Source organism: Streptomyces sp. CB01580 (genome assembly GCF_001905795.1).
Lineage (GTDB): Bacteria > Actinomycetota > Actinomycetes > Streptomycetales > Streptomycetaceae > Streptomyces.
Map to the genome: position 1 here is coordinate 37,583 of NZ_LIXJ01000022.1, position 22,447 is coordinate 60,029.

General features: G+C 70.6%; 21 protein-coding genes, 1 pseudogene and 1 riboswitch. Of the genes and pseudogenes, 13 read left to right on the plus strand and 9 right to left on the minus strand.

Going from position 1 to position 22,447, the window contains the following annotated elements; all coding sequences use genetic code 11:
* The first annotated feature begins 101 nt into the window (after positions 1-101).
* The 4 genes and pseudogenes from AMK22_RS27025 to AMK22_RS27040 all read left to right on the plus strand — a co-directional run bounded on the left by AMK22_RS27025 (position 102) and on the right by AMK22_RS27040 (position 2,566).
* Positions 102-1,292, plus strand: coding sequence for a cytochrome P450 (locus tag AMK22_RS27025; protein ID WP_073789218.1), 1,191 nt, complete (start codon positions 102-104; stop codon positions 1,290-1,292).
* Between the two features lie 65 nt (positions 1,293-1,357).
* Positions 1,358-1,444, plus strand: a pseudogene (locus tag AMK22_RS42420) (hypothetical protein); the annotation flags it as partial.
* The gene (locus AMK22_RS27035) at positions 1,404-2,093 is read left to right on the plus strand and encodes an XRE family transcriptional regulator (protein WP_443333318.1); all 690 of its coding nucleotides are present in this window, start codon (positions 1,404-1,406) and stop codon (positions 2,091-2,093) included. The pseudogene AMK22_RS42420 and the gene AMK22_RS27035, both read left to right, overlap by 41 nt.
* A 2-nt stretch (positions 2,094-2,095) precedes the next feature.
* The gene (locus AMK22_RS27040; protein ID WP_073789220.1) at positions 2,096-2,566 is read left to right on the plus strand and encodes an NUDIX domain-containing protein; all 471 of its coding nucleotides are present in this window, start codon (positions 2,096-2,098) and stop codon (positions 2,564-2,566) included.
* 166 nt (positions 2,567-2,732) lie between these two features.
* On the opposite strand, the gene AMK22_RS39630 is transcribed toward AMK22_RS27040, so the two are convergent.
* Positions 2,733-2,870, minus strand: a complete 138-nt coding sequence (locus AMK22_RS39630; protein WP_158072081.1) for a hypothetical protein — start codon at positions 2,868-2,870, stop codon at positions 2,733-2,735.
* A 382-nt stretch (positions 2,871-3,252) separates the two neighbouring features.
* On the opposite strand from AMK22_RS39630, the gene AMK22_RS27045 reads away from it, so the two are divergent.
* The 3 genes from AMK22_RS27045 to AMK22_RS27055 all read left to right on the plus strand — a co-directional run bounded on the left by AMK22_RS27045 (position 3,253) and on the right by AMK22_RS27055 (position 6,149).
* On the plus strand, positions 3,253-4,104 hold the full coding sequence (locus tag AMK22_RS27045; protein ID WP_073789222.1) for a hypothetical protein: 852 nt from the start codon (positions 3,253-3,255) through the stop codon (positions 4,102-4,104).
* A 70-nt stretch (positions 4,105-4,174) separates the two neighbouring features.
* On the plus strand, positions 4,175-4,627 hold the full coding sequence (locus AMK22_RS27050) for a hypothetical protein (protein ID WP_073789224.1): 453 nt from the start codon (positions 4,175-4,177) through the stop codon (positions 4,625-4,627).
* 280 nt (positions 4,628-4,907) lie between these two features.
* Positions 4,908-6,149 carry an esterase/lipase family protein gene (locus AMK22_RS27055; protein ID WP_073789225.1) on the plus strand — a complete coding sequence of 414 codons (1,242 nt, stop codon included), beginning with the start codon at positions 4,908-4,910 and terminating at the stop codon, positions 6,147-6,149.
* 149 nt (positions 6,150-6,298) lie between these two features.
* Here AMK22_RS27055 and groL read toward each other — a convergent pair whose 3' ends face one another.
* The 4 genes from groL to thrC form a co-directional block, all read right to left on the minus strand.
* A complete protein-coding gene (groL, locus tag AMK22_RS27060; protein ID WP_073789226.1) occupies positions 6,299-7,921 on the minus strand; it encodes a chaperonin GroEL in 1,623 nt (540 codons plus the stop codon).
* 429 nt (positions 7,922-8,350) lie between these two features.
* Entirely contained in the window at positions 8,351-8,557 is a 207-nt protein-coding gene (locus AMK22_RS27065) for a cold-shock protein (protein WP_003967346.1), read from the minus strand.
* Positions 8,558-9,047: 490 nt separating this feature from the next.
* On the minus strand, positions 9,048-9,326 hold the full coding sequence (locus AMK22_RS27070; RefSeq protein WP_073789227.1) for a MoaD/ThiS family protein: 279 nt from the start codon (positions 9,324-9,326) through the stop codon (positions 9,048-9,050).
* Between the two features lie 33 nt (positions 9,327-9,359).
* A complete protein-coding gene (gene thrC / locus AMK22_RS27075; protein ID WP_073789228.1) occupies positions 9,360-10,694 on the minus strand; it encodes a threonine synthase in 1,335 nt (444 codons plus the stop codon).
* An 18-nt stretch (positions 10,695-10,712) separates the two neighbouring features.
* A riboswitch (SAM riboswitch) is annotated at positions 10,713-10,840 on the minus strand.
* A gap of 153 nt (positions 10,841-10,993) precedes the next feature.
* On the opposite strand from thrC, the gene AMK22_RS27080 reads away from it, so the two are divergent.
* Positions 10,994-11,989 carry a glucosyl-3-phosphoglycerate synthase gene (locus tag AMK22_RS27080; protein ID WP_073789229.1) on the plus strand — a complete coding sequence of 332 codons (996 nt, stop codon included), beginning with the start codon at positions 10,994-10,996 and terminating at the stop codon, positions 11,987-11,989.
* Positions 11,990-12,166: 177 nt separating this feature from the next.
* Positions 12,167-13,558, plus strand: coding sequence for an alpha,alpha-trehalose-phosphate synthase (UDP-forming) (locus AMK22_RS27085; RefSeq protein ID WP_073789230.1), 1,392 nt, complete (start codon positions 12,167-12,169; stop codon positions 13,556-13,558).
* 174 nt (positions 13,559-13,732) lie between these two features.
* On the opposite strand, the gene AMK22_RS27090 is transcribed toward AMK22_RS27085, so the two are convergent.
* From AMK22_RS27090 to AMK22_RS27105, 4 genes are all read right to left on the minus strand, one after another.
* Positions 13,733-14,710 (minus strand): hypothetical protein, encoded by a 978-nt coding sequence (locus tag AMK22_RS27090; RefSeq protein WP_143203601.1) that lies wholly within the window; start codon positions 14,708-14,710, stop codon positions 13,733-13,735.
* 211 nt (positions 14,711-14,921) lie between these two features.
* Positions 14,922-15,836: a trehalose-phosphatase gene (gene otsB, locus AMK22_RS27095; RefSeq protein WP_073789232.1), complete on the minus strand. Its 915-nt coding sequence runs from the start codon at positions 15,834-15,836 to the stop codon at positions 14,922-14,924.
* A 46-nt stretch (positions 15,837-15,882) separates the two neighbouring features.
* On the minus strand, positions 15,883-16,302 hold the full coding sequence (locus AMK22_RS41860) for a DUF3263 domain-containing protein (RefSeq protein WP_073789233.1): 420 nt from the start codon (positions 16,300-16,302) through the stop codon (positions 15,883-15,885).
* A gap of 57 nt (positions 16,303-16,359) precedes the next feature.
* A complete protein-coding gene (locus tag AMK22_RS27105; RefSeq protein WP_079186419.1) occupies positions 16,360-17,619 on the minus strand; it encodes an extracellular solute-binding protein in 1,260 nt (419 codons plus the stop codon).
* Positions 17,620-18,030: 411 nt separating this feature from the next.
* Between AMK22_RS27105 and AMK22_RS27110 the strand changes: the two genes are divergently transcribed.
* The 4 genes from AMK22_RS27110 (at position 18,031) to AMK22_RS27125 (ending at position 22,423) form a co-directional block, all read left to right on the plus strand.
* Positions 18,031-18,963: an ROK family protein gene (locus AMK22_RS27110; RefSeq protein WP_073789235.1), complete on the plus strand. Its 933-nt coding sequence runs from the start codon at positions 18,031-18,033 to the stop codon at positions 18,961-18,963.
* Positions 18,963-20,117 carry an N-acetylglucosamine-6-phosphate deacetylase gene (gene nagA / locus AMK22_RS27115; RefSeq protein ID WP_073789236.1) on the plus strand — a complete coding sequence of 385 codons (1,155 nt, stop codon included), beginning with the start codon at positions 18,963-18,965 and terminating at the stop codon, positions 20,115-20,117. Before AMK22_RS27110 ends, nagA begins: the two co-directional genes overlap by 1 nt.
* A 305-nt stretch (positions 20,118-20,422) precedes the next feature.
* Entirely contained in the window at positions 20,423-21,433 is a 1,011-nt protein-coding gene (locus AMK22_RS27120; protein ID WP_073789237.1) for a 1-phosphofructokinase family hexose kinase, read from the plus strand.
* 141 nt (positions 21,434-21,574) lie between these two features.
* A complete protein-coding gene (locus AMK22_RS27125; RefSeq protein ID WP_073789238.1) occupies positions 21,575-22,423 on the plus strand; it encodes a class II fructose-bisphosphate aldolase in 849 nt (282 codons plus the stop codon).
* The last annotated feature ends 24 nt before the right edge of the window (positions 22,424-22,447 follow it).

The following is a 22,447-nucleotide window of genomic DNA, read 5'->3' on the forward strand; positions in this document are numbered from 1 at the left end:
AGGATAACGGCCGTATTGCGTCGTTGACCTGCCGTACGGCCACTCCTACCGTTGTAAGCAGCTGCTTACATACCGAAAGCCGCTTACCACTGGAGGTCGCAGTGACCACAGCAGACGTCACCCCCCTCGCCTATCCCTTCAACACCGCCGCAGGGCTGGAACTCTCCGAGGAGTACGAGCGCGTACGCGACCAGCAGGGTCTGTTACGCGTCCAGATGCCCTACGGCGAGCCGGCCTGGCTCGTCACCCGTTACGCGGACGCCCGGCTGGTTCTCGGTGACCAGCGCTTCAGCCGGGCGGCCGTCCTCTCGCACGACGAGCCCCGGCAGTCCGAGGGGCGGCGCGACAGCGGCATCCTCAGCATGGACCCGCCCGACCACACCCGGCTGCGTTCCCTGGTCGCCAAGGCGTTCACGGTGCGCCAGGTGGAGAAACTCCGCCCGCAGGTACGGACGTTGACGTCGGACCTGCTCGACGAGATGGAAGTGGCCGGCCAACCTGCCGATCTGGTCGATCTGTTCGCGCTTCCGCTGCCGGTCGCGGTGATCTGCCGCATGCTGGGCGTCCCCGCCGAGGACCGCCCGAAGTTCCGCGTGTGGAGCGATGCCGCGCTGTCCACGAGCTCGCTCACCGCCGAGGAGTTCGACCGAAACCGCGAGGAACTTCGGGCTTACATGGCCGAGTTGATCGCGCAGCACCGGGCGGAACCGCGCGACGACCTGATGACGGCCCTGATCGAGGCCCGCGACGGCCGCGACCGGCTCTCCGAGCTCGAACTCATCGATCTGTGCGTCGGCATCCTGGTGGCCGGACACGAGACCACGGCGTCACAGATCCCCAACTTCGTTCTCACGCTGCTGGATCACCCGGACCAGCTGGCCCGGCTCAGGGCCGAACCCGAACTCGTCCCGAACGCGGTCGAGGAGCTGCTGCGCTTCGTGCCGCTGGGCAGCGGATCCGGTCAGCCCCGTTACGCCACCGAGGACATCGAGGTCGGCGGAACGCTCGTCCGGGCCGGAAGCCCGGTCCTGGTCGCCGTCGGCGCGGCCAACCGCGACGCGCTGCGATTCTCCGCCCCGGGCGTGCTGGACGTCGCCCGCGAGGGCAATCAGCACCTGGGATTCGGCCACGGCGTGCACCACTGCCTGGGTGCCCCGCTCGCCCGGCTGGAACTCCAGGAGGCGCTGAGCGCCCTGATCGCCCGCTTCCCGGGGCTGCGGCTGGCGGACGACGTGACCTGGAAGTCCGAGATGCTGGTGCGCGGCCCGCGCGTCATGCCGATCGGCTGGTGACCGCCATGACCGATGTCTCCAGGTGGAACGTACGCGTCGATCCGGAACTCTGCCAGGGATCGGGTATGTGCGCCGGAACGGTCCCCGAGGTGTTCGCGCTGGACGGGATGCGTGACGGGCACGAGCACGCCCGGGTCAAGGCCGACGGGATCGAGCCGGACGAGCGGGTCCTGGACGCCGCCGACATCTGTCCGGCGCTGGCGATCACCGTGCACGACGGCGCGTCGGTCATCGCCCCGAGCCGCGACTGAGCCCCGTCCGGGGTCCGGCGGACCTCCCACCGGACCCCGGACCGCAGACCGCAGACCGCAGACCACCCCCGTGTCCACCTTCGTGGACATGCTGACGCAGGCCCGCGAGCACATCGACGTCTTGGTGTACGCCGCCGTCTTCCTGCACGAGGCGTACCCGCGGCTCAACGACGTGCTGCGAGAGCGAGCTGCCGAGGGGTGCGCGGTCCGTATCGCGGTCGGCGACCCCGACAGCACGAATGTCCAAGAGCGCGGCAAAGAAGAGAGGTTCGGCCACGGAATCGAGTCCCGCTGCCGCCTCGCCCTCATGCACTATCGCCCCCTCGCCGGAGTACCCGGCATCGAGGTGCGGACCCATGCCACCACGCTCTACAACTCGATCTATCGTGCGGATGACCAGGCGATGGTCAATGCCCATGTCTGGGGCGTGAACGCCTACGCTGCGCCTGTGTGGCACCTTCGGCGCAGCGGAGAGGGCGGCATGTTCGACACATATGCTGGCAGCTTCGACGCGGTGTGGGAGACCGCGACGCCGGTAAGGGAAGGGTGACCATGGCACGGACCGAGTACTACGACGACCCGGCGGCACCTGAGCCGAACAGCGTGGTGGTCGCCGCGTCCGCCGTGGTGACCGACGACGAAGGGCGCATGCTCCTTCAGCGCCGAAGGGACAACGATCTCTGGGCGCTCCCTGGCGGCGGCATGGAGATGACCGACTCCCTCCCAGGAACAGCCGTCCGGGAAGTGAAGGAGGAAACGGGTCTGGACGTAGAGATCACGGGGCTCGTGGGCACGTACACCGACCCTCGCCACATCATCGCCTACTCGGACGGTGAGGTGCGCAGACAGTTCAACGTCTGCTTCACCGCCCGCGTGGTCGGCGGCCGACTCGCGATCTCCGACGAGTCAACGGAACTACGGTTCGTCCAGCCAGAAGAGATTGATCAACTGCCGATGCACTACACGCAGCAGCTCCGGATCCGTCATTTCCTGGAACACCGCGAGCGGCCCTATCTCGGCTGATCGCATCCGTGACACCCGTTTCAGGAGAGAGGCTGGGTGGTCTCGGGCCTGACCTGCGGCTTCGCCGGCCGAGGAAGCGGGCGGCTACTCGACCACAAGGCACCGGTTGACCGTGGCCGGCCCCTGCATCCGGCACGGCTGTGGCACGAACCTTGGCCACCGAAAGTCAGCCACGATGGCGGGTGCCCTCTCTGTCCGCCTTGGGTGAGACGTCCCGCTTCGCCGGGTTAGCCTGCAGCGGTTCGCCCTCGCCCCGGACGTGGTAGGCGAGTTCCGTCCCGTCGGCGGTGGTGAACGCAGGCATGGCGCCATCCTCGTCGCCCTCGGCGACCTCGGCGACCTCGGCAAACGGATTCCCGCCGCCCCGGGGCTCAAGCCCCGAAGTCCGAGCGCTTTTTCTGAGGAATGGGTGGTGGGCCTCTTCCCACCCACCCTCCCCGCCACCGAAGTTGACCGTTTGTGATCGGTTTGCGACGCACGGTGCTGACGCTCTAGCGTGCCGAACAGCAAACAGCCCCTGCCGGTGCAGGAACACCAAACAGGGGCCTGACCATCAATCGAGTAGGAGTCGATCCATGGCTGCCAGCCAGCTTAACGTTGCCCCGCACACCCCGCACGAAACCCCGCCCGCGCGACCGGATCAACCGAAGCCCGCGCCCGCGACCCCGCCCTCACCCCCGCACCCGATGGCCAACCCGGGCTACGGCAAGCGTTCCGCACCCTCGCAACTCCCCCGCACCGCACACGACTTCGCGCACCTTCCGGCCCGCGAGGCGTCCATCGCCGCCTACCTCGACCGGTTGCCCGAGGGCGCCGACATCTCCGTGAAGACGCTCGCCAAGGTCCTCCCCTACGGACAGTGCGCCCTGCGGACCGCCCTCAACAGGCTCCAGGACGCCGGGCATCTGCGACGCGGCAGTGAATGCGTCGCCGACGACCGGACGTTGCTGTGGGTGACCCGCACGTTCTTCTCCCGTACCGCGCGGGACGACGACTGGTGGGCGGCGTTCACCCGGGGCGACGTTCCCCCGGAGCAGCGCCGACGGCCCACCCGTTCCCGGGCGTTCGTACTTCTGGCCGCCCTCGGCCACACCACCCCCTCGCTCACCCTGGCGGAGAAGGACTGCGCGGCGCTGGAACCGCTGGCCACCGAATGGTTCGAGCGCGGCGCCACGGAGGCGGAACTCCTGCACGCCCTCACCGACGGTCTCCCCAACCCCGTCCACCACGCCCCGGGCCTCGTCCGTACGCGGCTGGTCGACAAGATGCCGCCCGATCGCGCGCGCCTCGCGGCCCGGACCGGAGCTGCGGCACCGCGCCCGCTGCTGCGCACCCTCGAATGCGGCGAGTGCCGCGCCCCCGGCCCCGCGGAGGCCCTGATCGGGGGCCGCTGCGGCCCCTGCCGCGGCACTGTCGGCAAGACGGCCCCCACCGGACCGCTCGGAGCCGTTCCCCCGTCCCATGTCCGCGACCGGATGAGCGAGGTCCGAGCCGCGCTGATCCCGCGCTCCGAACGGCCGTCCGGGCTGCGGCCGTAGCGGAACGCCCCGCCGCGGCTGGGGCGGAACTCGGTTGCGGCGCGTCCGTGTCTCACGGTGATATCCCGGCATGAGCAGAATCGCTGAGGTCATCGTGCTGGCGCAGGACGCGGACGAGGTCATGGAGCCGCTGACCCGGTACGACGACACGCGCACCTGGAAGGGTGCCTTCGACGAAATGCGGCCGGGCGGGAACTGGGGCTTCGGCTGGGGCGCGGAGTTCGTACGGGTGGGCAACAGAACCGGGCTCCTGAAGCACCTGGAGTCCTTGCCGTGGCCCCGGCCGGAGACGGTGCAGGTCCTGATCCATGACGAGGAGGACGACTGTTTCGGACTGTGGATGATCCATGACGGCAAGCTGGTGGAGATACCCCTTCCGCGCACACGCCGGGCCTACTGGTCCGGGCCGCACAACGAGGAGTTCGCGCCCGACCCCGGAATCCTGAGCCGGACGGACGCCGGTCCCGTCGACTGGCCGGAGGAGATCGAGGGAGGCGATCAGTCCCGGCCCCCGGCCTGGTGAGAACCACTGCCCCCGGAGCCGGCCGGAGCAGCCGTACCGGCCGAAGTGGCGGTGCCGGGCGGTGTGGCGGTGCCGGGCGGTGTGGCGGTGCCGGGCGGTGTGGCGGTGCCGGGCGGTGTGACCACAGCGCTCGGCACGCCTCACGGCCCTCACCAGCCCCCACATGTCCGAATCCGGCTCCCACCTGGGAGTGGTTTGATCCACTTCTTCCACCCGGCCGCTACTCCTCGTGTTCACCATGACGCCTGTTGTGATGAACCGGCCCAAAGGGGAACGACCTGTGTCCGAACCGACCCGCGAGCAGATCGCCTCGGCGCTGCGGAGCAAGCCTCCTATCGCCCTGACTCCCGGCCTCCGTCTGGAGGCCGAGCCGCACGGCGCCCTTCCGCTGCCGCCCAGTACCGTGTGGGACCTGCCGGGCGGCACCGCCTGGGTGTATTTCGGCGAGGGGAACCGGGATCTCGTACGGCCCGTGATCCTGGCCGACGGATTCAACACCGGGCCGAGCAGTCTGGACTTCTCCTGGGAGGGCCTGGAGTTCGGCGACTACGCGCTCATCAGCGAACTGCGCCGCCGGGGGCACGACGTGATCCTGCTCGGATACCACGAACGCAGTGCGTCGATTCTGGACAATTCCCGGACCGCGCAGGCCGCGATCATGCGTGCGATCGCCGAGCGGCGGGGCGACACACAGCTGGCCGTCGGCGGGTTCGGCATGGGCGGCCTGGTCACCCGGCACGCGCTGGCCAAGCTGGAGCACGAGCGCGTGGACCATCAGACCGCGTTGTACTTCTCGTACGACAGCCCGCACCGCGGTGCCTGGGTCCCGGTCGCGCTCCAGGCGTTCGCGCACTGCATCAGGGTGCTCGACAGCCGGTTCTCCGACCAGCTCAACAGCCCGGCCGCCCGCCAGCTGCTGTGGCGGCACATCGAGGAATGGAACGGGGTACCGGCACAGAGCGACGAACGCGCCGCGTTCCTCGCCGAGATGAGGAACGTCGGCGAATGGCCGCGCAGGCCGCGGCTGATCGGGGTCGCCAACGGCACGGCCGACGGAAGCGGCACCGATGTCCGGGCCGGGGAACTGGCCCTGGAGGGCAAGGGACTGTCGGTCGTCGGCACCGAGCTCTACACCCAGGCGCCGGGCGACGGCGAACTCGTCGCGAAGCCGAGGGTGGTGACGCTGAAGTCCAACGAGGTGCGCACGTCCGGGCTCCCGTCCATCGACGGCGCCCCCGGTGGTTCGCTGGAGGGCTTCGGCATCCTCGCCGACGGTTTCAACGCCCTCAATCCGATCCTGGGCTTCAAGACCGACGTCCGTATCCGCTCGCACTGCTTCGTCCCGTCCGTCAGCGCGGTCGACATCCGCGACCTGGACACCGACGAGGATCTGTACGCGGACATCTCCGCGCTCCCGCCCGAGGACAGCGGGCTCGACGAATTCCGACTGGCCTCCCGGAACGAGGGCCACACCCTCGTGACCGAGGAGCTCTGCACCTGGCTCCTCGACCGGCTCCCGTAGCATCGCGAACGCCGCGAATCCACGAAGACCGCGAACGTCGTGGGGACGTCGTGCTTCACGGCACGGATACGGCGCAGGCCCCCGGGACCAGAAGGTCCCGGGGGCCTGCGTTACAGCGAAGCTGTGCCGGACTTGCCGATCCCGTGGGATCAGAAGTCCATGTCACCGCCCGGCATGCCGCCCGGAGCGGCCGCGGCGGCCTTCTCCGGCTTGTCGGCGATGACGGCCTCGGTGGTGAGGAACAGCGCGGCGATGGACGCGGCGTTCTGCAGGGCGGAGCGCGTGACCTTCGCCGGGTCGAGGATGCCCTCGGCGATCATGTCGACGTACTCGCCGGTCGCGGCGTTCAGACCGTGGCCGACGGCCAGGTTGCGCACCTTCTCCACGACGACGCCGCCCTCGAGACCACCGTTGACGGCGATCTGCTTCAGCGGGGCCTCCAGGGCCAGCTTGACGGCGTTGGCGCCGGTCGCCTCGTCACCCGAGAGCTCCAGCTTCTCGAAGACGGCCGAGGCCTGGAGCAGAGCCACGCCACCACCGGCGACGATGCCCTCCTCGACGGCGGCCTTGGCGTTGCGCACCGCGTCCTCGATGCGGTGCTTGCGCTCCTTCAGCTCGACCTCGGTCGCGGCACCGGCCTTGATGACGGCCACGCCGCCGGCCAGCTTCGCCAGGCGCTCCTGGAGCTTCTCGCGGTCGTAGTCCGAGTCGGAGTTCTCGATCTCGGCACGGATCTGGTTGACGCGGCCCTGGACCTGGTCGCTGTCACCGGCGCCGTCGACGATCGTCGTCTCGTCCTTGGTGATGACGACCTTGCGGGCGCGGCCGAGCAGGTCGAGACCGGCGTTCTCCAGCTTGAGGCCGACCTCCTCGGAGATGACCTGACCACCGGTGAGGATGGCGATGTCGCCGAGCATGGCCTTGCGGCGGTCGCCGAAGCCCGGGGCCTTGACGGCAACGGACTTGAAGGTGCCGCGGATCTTGTTGACGACCAGGGTCGACAGGGCCTCGCCCTCGACGTCCTCGGCGATGATCAGCAGCGGCTTGCCGGACTGCATGACCTTCTCCAGCAGCGGAAGGAGGTCCTTCACGTTGCTGACCTTGGAGTTGACGATGAGGATGTACGGGTCGTCGAGGGACGCCTCCATACGCTCCATGTCGGTGGCGAAGTACGCCGAGATGTAGCCCTTGTCGAAGCGCATACCCTCGGTGAGCTCCAGCTCCAGACCGAAGGTCTGGGACTCCTCGACGGTGATGACGCCTTCCTTGCCGACCTTGTCCATGGCCTCGGCGATGAGCTCACCGATCTGGGTGTCGGCGGCGGAGATGGAGGCCGTCGAAGCGATCTGCTCCTTGGTCTCCACATCCTTGGCCTGCTCCAGGAGAGCGGCGGAGACGGCCTCGACGGCCTTCTCGATACCCCGCTTGAGGGCCATCGGGTTGGCACCCGCGGCGACGTTGCGCAGACCCTCGCGGACGAGAGCCTGGGCGAGAACGGTGGCGGTGGTCGTACCGTCGCCGGCGACGTCGTCCGTCTTCTTGGCGACCTCCTTGACCAGCTCCGCACCGATCTTCTCGTACGGGTCCTCCAGCTCGATCTCCTTGGCGATGGACACACCATCGTTGGTGATCGTGGGGGCGCCCCACTTCTTCTCAAGGACGACGTTGCGACCCTTGGGGCCAAGGGTGACCTTGACGGCGTCAGCGAGCTGGTTCATGCCGCGCTCGAGACCGCGCCGGGCCTCCTCGTCGAACGCGATGATCTTGGCCATGTGAAGTGGTCCTCCCGGACAGGGGTGGATTTTCTCCGGACCGAGTGGCGCCCGCGACGGACGGCCTGCGACCGGTGGTTCCTTGCCCCACCGGAGCTGCGGACCTCACCGGCCCGGCCCAAGTTCTGTCACTCTCACCCGGAGAGTGCTAACGCCAATGATTAGCACTCGACCCCCGGGAGTGCAAGCGTCCCCCTCGGGATGTGGACAACCCCGGACGCCGGATCCAGGCGGAGGGCGGACACCCCGGAACCCGTACGGGCGCGTGGTCCCGGTCGGTCTCCCGCCGCGCCGGGCACCCGGGAACGTTCCCGGGCGCTCGGGCTCCCGGAAGGTTCCGGGAACGCACGCGGGGCCCGCCCCCGGGTGCTCCCCGGGTACGGGCCCTGCGTGCGTGAGTGGTGTCGTTGGTGGCCGACCGCGCCGAACTCAGCCGACGGCGAGCTTGACCATGTCCGCCTGCGGCCCCTTCTGGCCCTGCGAGATCTCGAACTCAACTCGCTGACCCTCTTCGAGGGTGCGGTAGCCGTCCATCTGGATCGCGCTGTAGTGGACGAAAACATCCGCACCACCGTCGACCGCGATGAAGCCGTACCCCTTCTCCGCGTTGAACCACTTGACGGTGCCCTGAGCCATGCCTAACTCCCCTATTACTGGCCCTTGCGCAGGACCGCACTTCGCGGACCCGGGTCAGAACTCACCCTCCGACAGGAGAGGGTGTGTGCGCCGGAACGCGTCGACCGCGGCTGAATGTATCTGCCCAACTGCCCTCTGCAACAGGTCAATCGGACGAGAATTCTGGGCAGCATCGATCGCCCGGATCTGAAGAATTCACAAGATCCCGGGGCAAGTCGGGCCGGGCAAAGGTGACTTATGGCGCAGGAAGATCACACACTTTGGCCACTTCTTATCGTGACCGGGCGCATTCTCATTGGCGGGCGGCACGCGAAGCTGGGGGGACTTCCCCCACTCTACCCCGCTCAACCATGCAGAATTGCCCCCTCCGTTTTCTCTCGGAGAGGGCAATTCGGATAACTCGTGAAGCTGTCCCCGGCCGAAGACCGGCCAATGACCGACGACGGCGACCGAACGGTGACCGACCGCGGTGCGGGGAGCCTTCGGACCGTCAGCAGCCGCCCGCCACGGCGGGGATGATCGAGATGCCGGCGCCGTCCGGGGTCGCCGTCCCCAGGCCGTCCTCGAAGCGCACGTCGTCGTCGTTCACATACACGTTCACGAAGCGGCGCAGCTTGCCCTGGTCGTCCAGGACGCGGGCGGCGATGCCGGGGTGGTTGCGCTCCAGGGACTCGATGACCTGGGAGAGGTTCTCGCCCTCTGCCGGGACCTCGGACCGGCCGCCCGTGTAGGTGCGGAGGATGGTGGGGATGCGGACCTTGACGCTCATGATGGGTGTGCCTTTCTTCGGTCGCGGTGGGGATCAGGCGGTGGCGAGGCCGGCGGCGCGGAACGCGTCCAGGCTCGGGCGGATCGTCGCGGTCGCCTGCGAGGTGGCGGCCACCGCGTCCAGGGTCTTGAGGCCGTCACCGGTGTTGAGGACGACGGTGGTCAGCGACGGGTCGAGCACCCCGTTCTCGATCAGCTTCTTCGTCACGCCGACCGTCACCCCGCCCGCCGTCTCGGCGAAGATGCCCTCGGTGCGAGCCAGCAGCTTGATCGCGTCGACGATCCGCTCGTCGTCCACGTCCTCGACCGCGCCGCCGGTGCGCCGGGCGATGTCCAGGACGTACGGTCCGTCGGCCGGGTTGCCGATCGCCAGGGACTTGGCGATGGTGTCCGGCTTCTGGGGCCGCACGACGTCGAGACCGGCCTTGAACGCGGTGGAGACCGGGGAGCACCCCTCGGCCTGGGCGCCGAAGATCTTGTACGGCTTGTCCTCGACCAGCCCCAGCTCGATCAGCTCCTGGAGACCCTTGTCGATCTTCGTGAGCTGCGAGCCGGACGCGATCGGGATGACGATCTGGTCGGGCAGGCGCCAGCCGAGCTGCTCGCAGATCTCGTACGCCAGGGTCTTGGAGCCCTCGCCGTAGTACGGGCGCAGGTTGACGTTGACGAAGCCCCAGCCCTCCCCGAGCGGGTCGCCGATGAGCTCCGAGCAGAAGCGGTTGACGTCGTCGTAGTTGCCCTCGATGCCGACCAGTTCGCCGCCGTACACCGCGGCCATGACGACCTTGCCCTGCTCCAGGTCGTGCGGGATGAACACGCAGGAGCGGAATCCGGCGCGGGCGGCGGCGGCGCCCACCGCACCGGCGAGGTTGCCGGTCGAGGAGCAGGAGAGAGTGGTGAAACCGAAGGCGCGGGCGGCCTCGACGGCGATCGCGACGACGCGGTCCTTGAAGGAGTGCGTCGGGTTGCCGGAGTCGTCCTTGACGTACAGGCCACCGGTGACGCCCAGCTCGCGGGCGAGGTTGTCGGCCTTGACCAGCTTGGTGAAGCCGGGGTTGAGGTTGGGCTTCTCCGCGACGTCGGCGGGGACCGGCAGCAGCGGCGCGTACCGCCAGATGCTGTTCGGTCCGGCCTCGATGCGCTTCCTCAGCTCCTCCGGGGAGCCGCTCGGCAGGTCGTACGCCACTTCGAGCGGCCCGAAACAGGACGCGCAGGCGAAGATCGGGCCGAGTGCGAAACGCTCGCCGCATTCGCGGCAGGAGAGCGCCGCGGCGGGTCCGAGATCGAGGTCGGCGGGCGCGGTGCCGGCGGAGGAATCGTCGGCGGAAGAGGTGTTCGCTGGAGCGGTCGCAGCGGTCTGCACAGCCATGATGGCGGAGGCCCTTTCTCCTCATCTTCCTTGCGACGCGTTTCGTCGCAAGCCGGAATTGGCACCTTCCCCACCGTGACCTCTCGGTCGGCAGGAGGGTTGCCGGGACGTCAACGGGCCGTTCCCTCAGTCCCTCTGGATGAGCGCTGTGGCACTGGAGCGATGCTCCAGGCGTTTGTCGGCGGACCGACCCCGGCATGCGACGGTCGTCCGCGTTGTTCAAGACTGTAACCGAAGCACCGGACCGTTGAGATAGTCGTCCGAACCGCGAGATGGATCACATACAGGGAGTATCGACCGTGCTGGAAGAGGTCGAACGCTGGCTGACCAGGCGTTCCTGGTCGGCCGCCGACCGTCCGCTGGACCGCCTTCTGGCCGCCAAGGCGAAGGACCCGCGGCGCGGGAGCGTGAGCGTCGTCCTACCGGCGCTGAACGAGGAGGCGACGGTCGGCGGGATCGTCACGACGATCCGGCGCGAGCTCATGGAGAAGATCCGGCTGGTCGACGAACTCGTGGTGATCGACTCCGGTTCCACGGACGCCACCGCGAAGGTGGCCCGGGAAGCCGGTGCCCGGGTGGTGCACCGGGACGACATACTCCCCCGCATACCCGCCGTGCCCGGCAAGGGAGAGGTGCTGTGGCGCTCGCTCCTGGTGACGCACGGTGACATCGTCTGCTTCGTCGACGCCGATCTGAGGGACTTCTCGGCGGACTTCGTCTCCGGCATCGTCGGCCCGCTGCTGACCGACCCGGAGGTCTGCCTCGTCAAGGCGATGTACGACCGACCATTCGACAACGGACCCGTCGGCCCGGCCGGCCCCGCCGAACCCGCCCCCGGCGGGGCCGCGGCCCAGGGGGGACGGGTCACGGAACTGGTGGCCCGGCCGCTGCTCAATCTGCACTGGCCGCGGTTGGCCGGATTCGTCCAGCCGCTGGGCGGCGAGTACGCGGCGCGCCGCTCCCTGCTCGAACAGCTCCCCTTCCCCGTCGGTTACGGGGTGGAGCTGGGCCTCCTCGTCGACGCGCTGCACACGGTGGGCCTGGACGCACTGGCGCAGGTCGACGTGGGCGTGCGCAGACACCGCCACCAGGACGGCCAGGCGCTCGGCCGGATGGCGGCGGCGATCTACCGCACCGCCCAACTACGCTTGTCCAGGGGGCACTTGGTGCGCCCGGCGCTGACCCAGTTCGAGCGCGGCGAGTACGGCTTCGTACCGCGCACCCATGCGGTGGACACCGAGGAGCGGCCCCCGATGCGCGAGATCGAGGAGTACGTCTCGCGCCGCGCAGCGTGACGTGGGCGCGCACCGTACGACACCATCGCGGATCCACGGGACCGTCCATGGGGCGCCCGTGGACGCACGGGGAACCGTCGGGAACCGCGGGAGCCGTGCGCGCGCCACCCGGGTGCCGCCGAACGTTGTCCCGCTTCGCACGTTTGAGTGGTTCGTGATCGGGCTAGATTCCGCAACATGGTCTCCGAGCACGAAGCCCAGTCCGCCGAAGCCGGTGTTCTCGTCGCGTCGAACCGCGGCCCGGTGTCGTACACCCTGAGGACGGACGGAACGCTCGACGCGAAGCGCGGCGGGGGCGGGCTCGTCTCCGGGCTGAGCGCCGTCGAGGACAAGCTCTGGGTGTGCGCCGCGCTCGGCGACGGGGATCGCGCGGCGGTCCGGCGAGGGGTCGGCGAGCCGGGCGTGCGGATGCTCGACATCGACCCGGCCGTCCACACGGACGCGTACAACGGCATCGCGAACTCGGTGCTCTGGTTCGTCCACCACATGCTGTACCAGACCCCGCTGGAGCCGGTCTTCGACCCGGAGTTCCGGCGGCAGTGGGCGTCGTTCGAGACGTACAACCGGGCCTTCGCCGAGGCGCTCGCCAAGGAGGCGGGCCGGGGCGCGGCGGTCCTGGTGCAGGACTACCACCTGTCGCTGGTCCCCGGCATGCTCCGCGAACTCCGCCCCGACCTGCGGATCGGCCACTTCTCGCACACCCCGTGGGCGCCCGTCGACTACTTCCGGCTGCTCCCCGACGACATCGCGGAACAACTCCTGCGCGGCATCCTGGGCGCCGACCGGGCGTGCTTCCTCACCAGGCGCTGGGCCGACGCCTTCACCGCCTGCTGCACGGAGTTCCTGGGCGGCACGGGGCGGACCGGGATCGGGGTGCACGGGCTCGGCGCGGACGCCGACTTCCTGCGCCGACGCGCGCACGAGGCTGACGTGGACGAGCGGATGGCCGCGCTGCGCGAGCAGATCGGCCCCGGACGGAGGACGATCGTGCGGGTGGACCGGACGGAGCTGTCCAAGAACATCGTGCGCGGCCTGCTCGCCTACCGCACGCTCCTCGACGAACGGCCCGAATGGCGCGAGCGCGTCGTCCACGTCGCCTTCGCCTACCCGTCGCGGCAGGACCTGGCCGTCTACCGCGACTACACCGCAGAGGTCCAGCAGGTCGCAGACGCGATCAACGAGGCGTACGGAACACCGGGCTGGACGCCGGTCGTGCTGCACGTCAAGGACGACTTCGCGCGCTCGCTCGCCGCGTACCGGCTGGCCGACGTGGCTCTCGTCAACCCGATCCGCGACGGCATGAACCTGGTCGCCAAGGAGGTCCCGGTCGTCTCCGACCACGGCTGCGCGCTGGTGCTGTCGCGGGAGGCGGGGGCGTACGAGGAACTGGGCGACGACGCGGTCGTGGTGAACCCGTACGACGTGTCCGCCACGGCGCGCGCCCTGCACGAGGCGCTGACGATGGCGGACGGCGAACGCGCCGAGCGCACACGGCGGCTGGCCGCTGCGGCGGTCGCGCTGCCGCCGCAGCAGTGGTTCCTGGACCAGCTGGCCGCGCTGCGCGACTGACGCCCCCGGCGGGGAGCGAAGCGGACGGCCCCGGACGACCGGCCGGGGCCGGGCACAGCCGAGGAAACCGTCGCGGACCGCCGGGACGAGCGCGCCGACAGGGGCGGCCCGGGGCGGGCGGAATCCGCGGATCCGGTGCGGGCGGAACCTGTGGATCCGGTGTTGACGCTCCCGTCAACGAGACGCGACCGTGCGCAGTTCCAGCTCGTGTCCCGCCTCACTCCGCAACAACTCCTCCAAGTGGTACAGCGTGGTGATGAGCGGGTCGTCGCGGTCGAGCACACGACCGGCAAGGCCGATCAACGAGTCGTCCTCGTGAGGCGTCGACCAGTCGAACAGCAGGCTGCACAGCGCTTCGCTGCTCTCGTCCCGATCGGCCACCATGCGCAGACCGAGCCATCTGCGCTCCACCCGGTGCCTCAGCAGCGAGGCAAAGGTCCGGATGCAGTGCCACGGATCGTCGGCACCCGTACCGGACGTCAGTCGCGCGACCAGATCCTCGTACAGCTCCGCTGTTCCCAGGCCCAGCGCGCGCGCACCCACGTACGCCCAGCGGTCCGATCCCGTGCCGCCTCCGTAGGCCTCCCAGCGCGGGTTCCACAGCAGCCGGGTGAACGCGGCGCGCCCGGCGTCACCGTGCAGGGCGATGCCCAGGATCAGCCCACCGTTGCAATCCGTGGACGCGGCCCCCTCGCCCCATTCGACGAGCCTCTTCAGCCATGTCGGATCACCCGTCTTCGTCGCGAGGACCGGCAGGAATTCGGGGAACAGGTGAGAACCGACGTGCCGTTCCAGAGCCTTTGCGATCTCGGCCCGCAGATCCCGGCACGGCAGGTGCGCCAACCCCAGACAGGCGGACCCCGACTCGTCGTAGCCGCCCTCGACGTACTCCCACAGCATCCGCTCGGCCGACTCGCACCCCAGGCAACCGAGAGCATGCAGCACACCGGCCGGCACACCGTCGCGCAACCTGCCCGCCCGGACACTCGCCTCCAGCAGCCTTTCGGCCACCCCGGCGTCTCCGTGCCGGGCGAAGACCGGAATCAGTTGCTCACGCGCTCCGGGATCGTCCAGGAACACCGGAAGCAGCGCCTCCGCGTCGGAGCGGGACCCGTGCCGCAGCACCACATCCACGGCCATCGACTCCCACATCCTGGTCACCGTCGTCGGATCACCGGCGTACCTGTCGAGCAACCTCCGCGCCGCCCACGAAACCGCCACTGCGTCCCCCCGCCCCGCTGCCGCCTCTGTCCCTGCCACTGCATCTGCCCTCTGGCTCGCCCCCTGGGTCGAGCCCTGGGCCGGCGTCCGCCCGGACGCCCGTCGGCGGCCGTGGCTTCCGGCGCCCCGAACCGTCGACGGCTCAGAGGCGTGCGGCCAGGGCCGCCAGGTAGCGTACGACGGCGGCCGGGCCGTCCAGCAGCAGATCGGCCCGTTCGGCCAGCTCGGTGACCTCGGCGCTGCCGCTGCAGACCAGCAGGCCCGGGATGCCGTCGGTGCCCTCGGTGCTTTCGGTGCCCTCGGTACTTTCGGTGCTTTCGGTGCGGAGCTTCTCGACAGCCGCGTACGCGGCGAGGTCGCCGAGGTCGTCGCCCGCGTACAGGACGGACTCGGCGCCCGCCTCGCGGAGGTACCGCGCGAGCGCGACGCCCTTGTCCATGCCGGGTGGGCGCAGCTCCAGCACCAGGCGGCCGGGTTCGACGATCAGCCCGTGGCGGGTGGCGAGCTCGCCGAGGGGTTCGCGCAGGGCCTCGAAGGCACCTTGGGGGTCGGCGGCGCGGCGGGTGTGGACGGCGAGCGCCCGGCCCTTCTCCTCGACCCAGGTGCCGTGCCAGGCGCCGTGCCGGTCGAGCACGCCGGGCAGTTCGGCGCGGGCCGCGGCCACGCCGGGGTGCGGGGCGGGGGCCTGGACGGTACCGGTGACGGCGTCCCAGCGCTCGGCGCCGTAGTGGCCGAGTACGACGAGGTGGTCGAGGCCCGCCACCCCGGCGAAGCCGCCGTGCCGGACGGCGACGCCGGCCGGACGGCCCGTGATCACGGCGACGGAGGCCACTTTCGGGGCGAGCGCGGCGAGCGCGGCGACGGCGCCAGGATGGGCACGGGCCTGGTCCGGGTCCGGGACGATGTCGGCGAGCGTCCCGTCGAAGTCGAGTGCGATGACGGCACGGTCCGGGCGCGCGAGGATCGCGGCGAGCGCCTCCCGGCCGGCCCGGGTGGTGGGGGTCGGGAACTCGGACGGGGTCGCGCTCGGCGCGGGTGCGTGCGGGTTGCTGCCCATGGGGCGAGCCTATAGGCGGCGGCGGGCGGAGTGGTGGGCCGTTGTGTCAGCGGCGATCGCGGCGGGCGTCCCGGACGCGGCGCAGGCGGTTCACCGTCACCGGGTCCTCCTCCAGCGCCCGGCGGTCGTCGAGGAGCGCGTTCAGCAGTTGGTAGTAACGCGTGGGCGAGATGCCGAGTTGCTCGCGGATCGCCCGCTCCTTGGCCCCGGGGCCGGCCCACGAGCGGCGCTCCAGGGCCAGTACGGCACGGTCGCGGTCGGAGAGGCCGGATGCGTTCGGTGCCTCGGGCGTCTCCCGCCCGTCGGTTCCGTCGGACGGTCCCGACGGTTCCGCAGGATCGGACGGGGCAGGCGGGGCGGGCTGCGCCGACGGGACGGACGGTTCGACCGGGCCGACCGGTTCGGCGGAACCGACCGGCTCGGCCGGGCGGGCCGTGTCGTCGGGGCCGTGCTCGGGGGTGGTCATATCAGCCAACCTATCGCCCGCCCGGAGGACCGCCACCCCGCCACCGTGCGGCCTCCGCTACCGGGCGTCCCGCTCCCGTGCGGCCTCCGCGGCAGCCGCGTCCTGTCCGATCCTCCCCAGCACGGCCGCGGGGTTCCCGTCCGGTGCGACCGCCTTGCCGATGTTCTCCTTGATCGACTCATTGGTCCTGGCCCAGGACGTCTTGCCGTAGGGGTAGAACTCCGCGTTCGGCAACGCGGCCAGGAAGTTCCGCAGCGGCTCGTGCCCGGCGTCGGACTCCATCGCGGCGGAGGCGCTGCCGGTGACCGGCAGCAGGTCGTACTTGTCGGCGAACTCGATGACGTTCTTGTCGGTGAAGAGGTACTCAAGGAACTTGCGCAGCTGCACCCGGTGGCCGCGCTGCTTGAATCCCATGATCCAGTCGGCGACCCCCACCGGGCTCGTGCCGGGACCATCGGCGCCGGGCATCGGCACCATGCCGACGGAGATCCCGTTCTTCCGCGCCTCCCGCATCAGCGTCGGGTGGCCGTTCAGCATGCCGACCTCGCCGCGCGTGAACGCGGCGAACGCCTTGCCCCGGTCGAGATCGCCGGGCGCGACCGGGCCCACCAGCCCCTTGCCGACCAGGTTCGTCCGCAGCCAGTCGAAGGTCCTGATGTTCTCGGCCGAGTCGAACTCGTACGAACCGGAGTCGTCGATGAAGCCGCCGCCTCCACCAAGCAGCCACATCATGGTCTCGGCCTGTGCCTCCTCCGGGCCGAGCGGCAGCGCGAAGGGGTACTTCACACCGCGCTGCTCCAGCACCGCCGCGTCGTCGCGGATGTCGTCCCAGGTACGCGGGGCGGACAGGCCCGCGTCGGCGAACAGCTTCTTGTTGTAGAAGAGCAGTCGGGTGCTGGCGACGAACGGCAGCCCGTACTGGGTACGGTCCACACTGCCCGCGTCGGTCAGACGGGGCAGGAAATTGGCCTGGGTACGTATGGACAACAGCTGGTCGGCCCGGTAGAGCTTGTCGGCCTTCGCGTAGTCGGCGTAGGCCCCGATCTGGGCGGCGTCGGGGGCCCGTCCGTTCTTCACCATGGTGGCGACCTCGCGCTCGATGTCCTTCCACGAGTGGACGCTGACGTCGACCTTGATGCCGGGGTGGGACGCCTCGAAGCCCTTGACCAGGCCGTCCCAGTACTTCTTGGAGCTGTCGGCCGGGCCGGTGCCGTAGTCCGCCGCGACCAGTCGGAGCGTGACCTCGCCCGGTCCGTCGCCCCCGCCGCACCCCGCGAGCACCGCGGTCATCCCCATCGCGGCCACAGTCGCCGTCATTCCCAAGTAAAGCCGCCGCACACCCAGTTCCGTTCTCGTGAAGCCCTCCGGACGAACCGCGATCCTTCCCGGTCGCCCATCGAAGGTTTACACCAGCGAGCCATCACTTTCACAACGCGCCCTGTGCGAAGCCTGGTTGACGCGAATCGACTACCCCTCGACCTGAATCGACCGGTGAACGCGCTTGCGCAGGAAGGAACTCCGGCCGAACGACCGGCGCCACGCCTCCCCCTCGCCAGGAACGGCGCCGGCCGGGGCGGGGGGTGACGCGCGCACCTCATCACCCCCGGCCGAACCGGACGGACCGCGGCGAAGGCCGTCGGCACCCCTGGAGGGTGATTTTGTATGGATCCGCAACAAACCAGAGAAGTGGACTAGACCTATCGAGGTCCCTGGGCGAGACTGTTTCCCGTGAAACACGTCATCGCCCTCGATGTGGGCGGCACCGGAATGAAGGCCGCACTGGTCGGGACCGACGGCACCCTGTTGCACGAGGCGCGGCGGGCCACCGGCAGGGAGCGCGGTCCCGACGCCGTCGTGGAGTCGATCCTCACCTTCGCGGCGGACCTGCGCGCGCACGGCGAGGAGCACCTCGGCGAAAGCGCCCTCGCGGCCGGCGTCGCCGTGCCCGGCATCATCGACGCCGAGAACGGCATCGCGGTCTACGCCTCGAACCTGGGCTGGCGCGACGTACCCATGCGGCGGCTGCTCGGCGAGCGGCTCGGCGGCGTCCCCGTGGCGCTCGGCCACGACGTGCGCACAGGTGGACTCGCCGAGGGGCGGATCGGGGCGGGCAAGGGCACCGACCGCTTCCTCTTCCTGCCGCTGGGCACCGGAATCGCCGGGGCCATCGGCATCGCGGGCACCATCGAGGCGGGCGCGCACGGGTACGCGGGCGAGATCGGCCACATCGTGGTCCGCCCGGACGGCCCGGAATGCGGCTGCGGCCAGCGCGGCTGTCTGGAGACCCTGGCCTCGGCCTCCGCGGTGACCCGGGCCTGGGCCGCCGCCTCCGGCGATCCGACGGCGGACGCCGCGGACTGCGCGAAGGCCGTCGAGTCGGGCGACCCCGCGGCCGTGGAGGTCTGGCGGGACGCCGTCGACGCGCTCGCCGCCGGGCTGGTCACCGCAGTGACGCTGCTCGACCCCCGCATGCTCATCATCGGTGGCGGGCTCGCCGAGGCCGGGGAAACGTTGTTCACACCGCTCCGTGCGGCCGTCGAGGAGCGCGTCACGTTCCAGAAGCTGCCCCACATCGTCCCGGCGGCCCTCGGGGACACCGCCGGATGCCTGGGCGCAGGGCTGCTCGCCTGGGATCTTCTCTCCACGGAGGTATCCGTCTGATGGCCGGACGCGCAGACAGCACGGTTCTCGCAGGTGCCCGGGTGGTGCTTCCCACCGGGACCGTCGAGAACGGACGGGTGATCGTCGAGGGCACCCGGATCGCCGGCTCGGCCCCGGAGGACGCCCGGATCGTCGATCTGAGCGACCACTGGCTGGTCCCGGGCTTCGTCGACATGCACAACCACGGCGGCGGCGGCGCGTCCTTCACCTCCGGCACCGTCGACGAGGTCCTCACCGGCATCCGCACCCACCGCGAACACGGCACCACCACGCTGGTCGCCTCGACAGTCACCGGCGAGCTGGACTTCCTGGCCCAGCGGGCGGGCATCCTGTCCGAACTGGTCGAGCAGGGCGACCTGGCCGGCATCCACTTCGAGGGCCCGTTCATCTCGCCGTGCCGCAAGGGCGCGCACAGCGAGGACCTGCTGCGTCACCCGGACCCGGCCGAGGTCCGCAAGCTGATGGACGCGGCGCGCGGCACCGCGAAGATGTTCACCCTCGCCACTGAGCTTCCCGGCGGCATCGAGTCGGTGCGGCTCCTTGCCGAACACGGCGTCATCGCCGCCATCGGCCACACGGACGCCACGTACGAGCAGACCGTCGAGGCGATCGACGCGGGCGCCACCGTCGCCACGCACCTGTTCAACGCGATGCCGCCGCTGGCCCACCGCGCGCCCGGCCCGATCGCGGCCCTCCTGGAGGACGAGCGGGTCACGGTCGAGCTGATCAACGACGGCACGCATCTGCACCCTGCCGCCCTGGAGCTGGCCTACCACCACGCGGGCGCCGACCGCGTCGCACTGATCACCGACGCCATGGACGCGGCCGGGTTCGGCGACGGGCGCTACCAGCTCGGCCCGCTCGCGGTCGAGGTCAAGGACGGCGTCGCGCGACTGGTAGAAGGCAACTCGATCGCGGGCTCCACCCTCACCCTGGACACCGCGTTCCACCGCGCCATGACCATCGACCGGATCCGGGTCGAGGACGTCGTCCAGTCCATCTCCGCCAATCCGGCCCGGCTCCTCGGCGTGTACGACAGGGTCGGCTCGCTGGAACCGGGCAAGGACGCGGACCTGGTGGTCCTGGACGCGGACTTCGCGCTCAAGGGCGTCATGCGCAAGGGCGAGTGGATCACCGAGCCCTGGACCGACTGAGGATCGGCTGAAGACCGGCAGAGGGCCGTCCGGGGCCCGAAGCCGGGGCCGCCGAGACCGGGCCGGGACCGTCCTGATCGCAGCCTCGCGCGAGCGCCTGCGGTGTTCACCGCCGTTGACGGCTGTTGACGGCGAGTTGAATACGTAACGAAGAGACGGCGGTTGGTCCCGGGGCCTGGGCCGACCGCCGCCTCTTTGACATGATCGTCCGGGATACGGGCGGTCCGAACGCCTGTATCAGGCAGAGAAAGCGCATTCCATCCCGAGGGATCGCGCTCCAGGCAGGGATCGAGGGAGCGGCCGCGGTGATCCTCACGGTCACACTGAATACGGCACTCGACCTGACGTACGGCGTCCCGGAACTCGTCCCGCACGCCAGCCACCGCGTCAGCGACATCTCCGAGCGCCCCGGCGGCAAGGGCCTCAACGTGGCCCGGGTGCTCTCCGCCCTCGGCCACGAAACGGTGGTCACGGGCTTCGCCGGGGGCTCGACCGGAGCGGTGCTGCGCGAGCTGCTGGCCGACCTGCCGTCCCGGGACGCCGTGCCCGCCGACTCCGGCCCGGTCGCGGACGACCCCGTCCCCGCCCCCGCCTCCTCGCCCGCGCCCGCGCAGATCACCGACGCCCTCGTCACCGTCGCCGGGAGCACCCGTCGCACGATCGCCGTCGTCGACCGGACCACCGGCGACACCACCCAGCTCAACGAACCCGGCCCGCTCGTCAGCGCCGACGAGTGGTCCGCCCTCCTCGCCCAGTACGAGGAACTGCTCACCGGGGCCGACGCCGTCGCCCTCTGCGGCAGCCTGCCACCGGGCATCCACGTCGGCGCCTACGCCGAACTGGTCCGTTCCGCCCGCGCGGCCGGCGTCCCCGTGCTCCTCGACACCAGCGGCGAGCCGCTGCGCCGGGGGATCGCCGCCCGCCCCGACCTGATCAAGCCGAACGCCGACGAGCTCGCCCAGCTCACCGGCTCCCGCGACCCGCTGCGCGCCACCCGCGACGCCCGCCGCCGCGGCGCGCACGCGGTCGTCGCGTCGCTCGGGCCGGACGGCATGCTGGCGGTCACCCCCGACGGTGTCTGGCAGGCGTCCCCGCCCGCCAAGGTGCTGGGCAACCCGACCGGTGCGGGCGACTCCGCCGTGGCCGGGCTGTTGTCCGGCCTCGTCGAGGCGCTGGGCTGGCCGGACCGGCTGCGACGGGCGGTGGCACTGTCGACGGCGACCGTGCTCTCCCCGACGGCCGGCGACTTCGACCGCGCGGCGTACGAGGAGCTGCTGCCGTGCGTCGGCGTCGAGGAACACACCACGGCGGCCTGAGCCGCCACCCGTACCGTCCCGACCGGACGGCGGCCGGTTCGAGAACTGCCACCCGCACCGGCTCGTCCGGTCACCCCGTACCGGCTCGTCCGGTCGCCACGACCGGACGAGCCGTTCAGCACAGAAGCAACAGAGGTCAGCATGCCGCTCGTCAGCACCGGTGAACTCGTCTCCGCCGCCCAGGCCGAAGGGCGCGGGATCGCCGCCTTCAATGTCATCACGCTGGAGCACGCGGAGGCCATAGCCGTCGGCGCGGAGCGCGCCGGGGCCCCCGCCATCCTGCAGATCTCCGAGAACGCCGTGAAGTTCCATGGCGGACGGCTCTCCCCCGTGGCCGCCGCGGCCGCCGCCGTCGCCCGTGCCTCCGGCGCCCCGCTCGCGCTCCACCTCGACCACGTCGAGTCCGTGGACCTGCTGCACCAGGCGCACGCGGAGGGCTTCGGCTCGGTGATGTTCGACGCCTCCAAGCTCGGTTACGAGGAGAACGTGCGGGTCACCGCCGAGGCGGTGGCCTGGGGGCGCGAGCGCGGCATCTGGATCGAGGCCGAACTCGGCAAGGTCGGCGGCAAGGAGGGCGAGCCCCCGCTCGACGCCCACGCCCCCGGCGTCCGCACCGATCCGGCCGAGGCCGCCGCGTATGTCCGTGACACCGGGGTGGACGCGCTGGCCGTCGCGGTCGGCTCCTCCCATGCCATGACCGAGCGCACCGCCGCCCTGGACCACGAGCTGATCGGCCGGCTGCGCGACGCGGTCCCGGTGCCGCTGGTGCTGCACGGCTCCAGCGGTGTCCCGGACGACGAGATCCGCCGGGCCGTCGCCTCCGGCATGGTCAAGATCAACGTGGGTACGGCGCTCAACACGGCGTTCACCGGCGCGGTGCGGGCCTACCTGGCCGAGAACACCACGGGCGTGGACCCGCGCAAGTACATCGCACCGGGCCGCGAGGCGATGGCGGCGACAGTGGCGGGGTTCCTCTCGCTGATGGGCTGACCGGGGCAACGCACCGGAACGCGT

Coding starts and splice junctions, on each gene's coding strand:
- AMK22_RS27040 (WP_073789220.1), top strand. CDS start 2,096: ATGGCACGGACCGAGTACTACGACGACCCGGCGGCACCTGAGCCGAAC.
- AMK22_RS39630 (WP_158072081.1), bottom strand. CDS start 2,870: ATGCCTGCGTTCACCACCGCCGACGGGACGGAACTCGCCTACCACGTC.
- AMK22_RS27045 (WP_073789222.1), top strand. CDS start 3,253: ATGGCCAACCCGGGCTACGGCAAGCGTTCCGCACCCTCGCAACTCCCC.
- AMK22_RS27050 (WP_073789224.1), top strand. CDS start 4,175: ATGAGCAGAATCGCTGAGGTCATCGTGCTGGCGCAGGACGCGGACGAG.
- groL (WP_073789226.1), bottom strand. CDS start 7,921: ATGGCCAAGATCATCGCGTTCGACGAGGAGGCCCGGCGCGGTCTCGAG.
- AMK22_RS27065 (WP_003967346.1), bottom strand. CDS start 8,557: ATGGCTCAGGGCACCGTCAAGTGGTTCAACGCGGAGAAGGGGTACGGC.
- AMK22_RS27070 (WP_073789227.1), bottom strand. CDS start 9,326: ATGAGCGTCAAGGTCCGCATCCCCACCATCCTCCGCACCTACACGGGC.
- thrC (WP_073789228.1), bottom strand. CDS start 10,694: ATGGCTGTGCAGACCGCTGCGACCGCTCCAGCGAACACCTCTTCCGCC.
- AMK22_RS27085 (WP_073789230.1), top strand. CDS start 12,167: ATGGTCTCCGAGCACGAAGCCCAGTCCGCCGAAGCCGGTGTTCTCGTC.
- AMK22_RS27090 (WP_143203601.1), bottom strand. CDS start 14,710: ATGTGGGAGTCGATGGCCGTGGATGTGGTGCTGCGGCACGGGTCCCGC.
- otsB (WP_073789232.1), bottom strand. CDS start 15,836: ATGGGCAGCAACCCGCACGCACCCGCGCCGAGCGCGACCCCGTCCGAG.
- AMK22_RS41860 (WP_073789233.1), bottom strand. CDS start 16,302: ATGACCACCCCCGAGCACGGCCCCGACGACACGGCCCGCCCGGCCGAG.
- AMK22_RS27105 (WP_079186419.1), bottom strand. CDS start 17,619: ATGACGGCGACTGTGGCCGCGATGGGGATGACCGCGGTGCTCGCGGGG.
- nagA (WP_073789236.1), top strand. CDS start 18,963: ATGGCCGGACGCGCAGACAGCACGGTTCTCGCAGGTGCCCGGGTGGTG.
- AMK22_RS27125 (WP_073789238.1), top strand. CDS start 21,575: ATGCCGCTCGTCAGCACCGGTGAACTCGTCTCCGCCGCCCAGGCCGAA.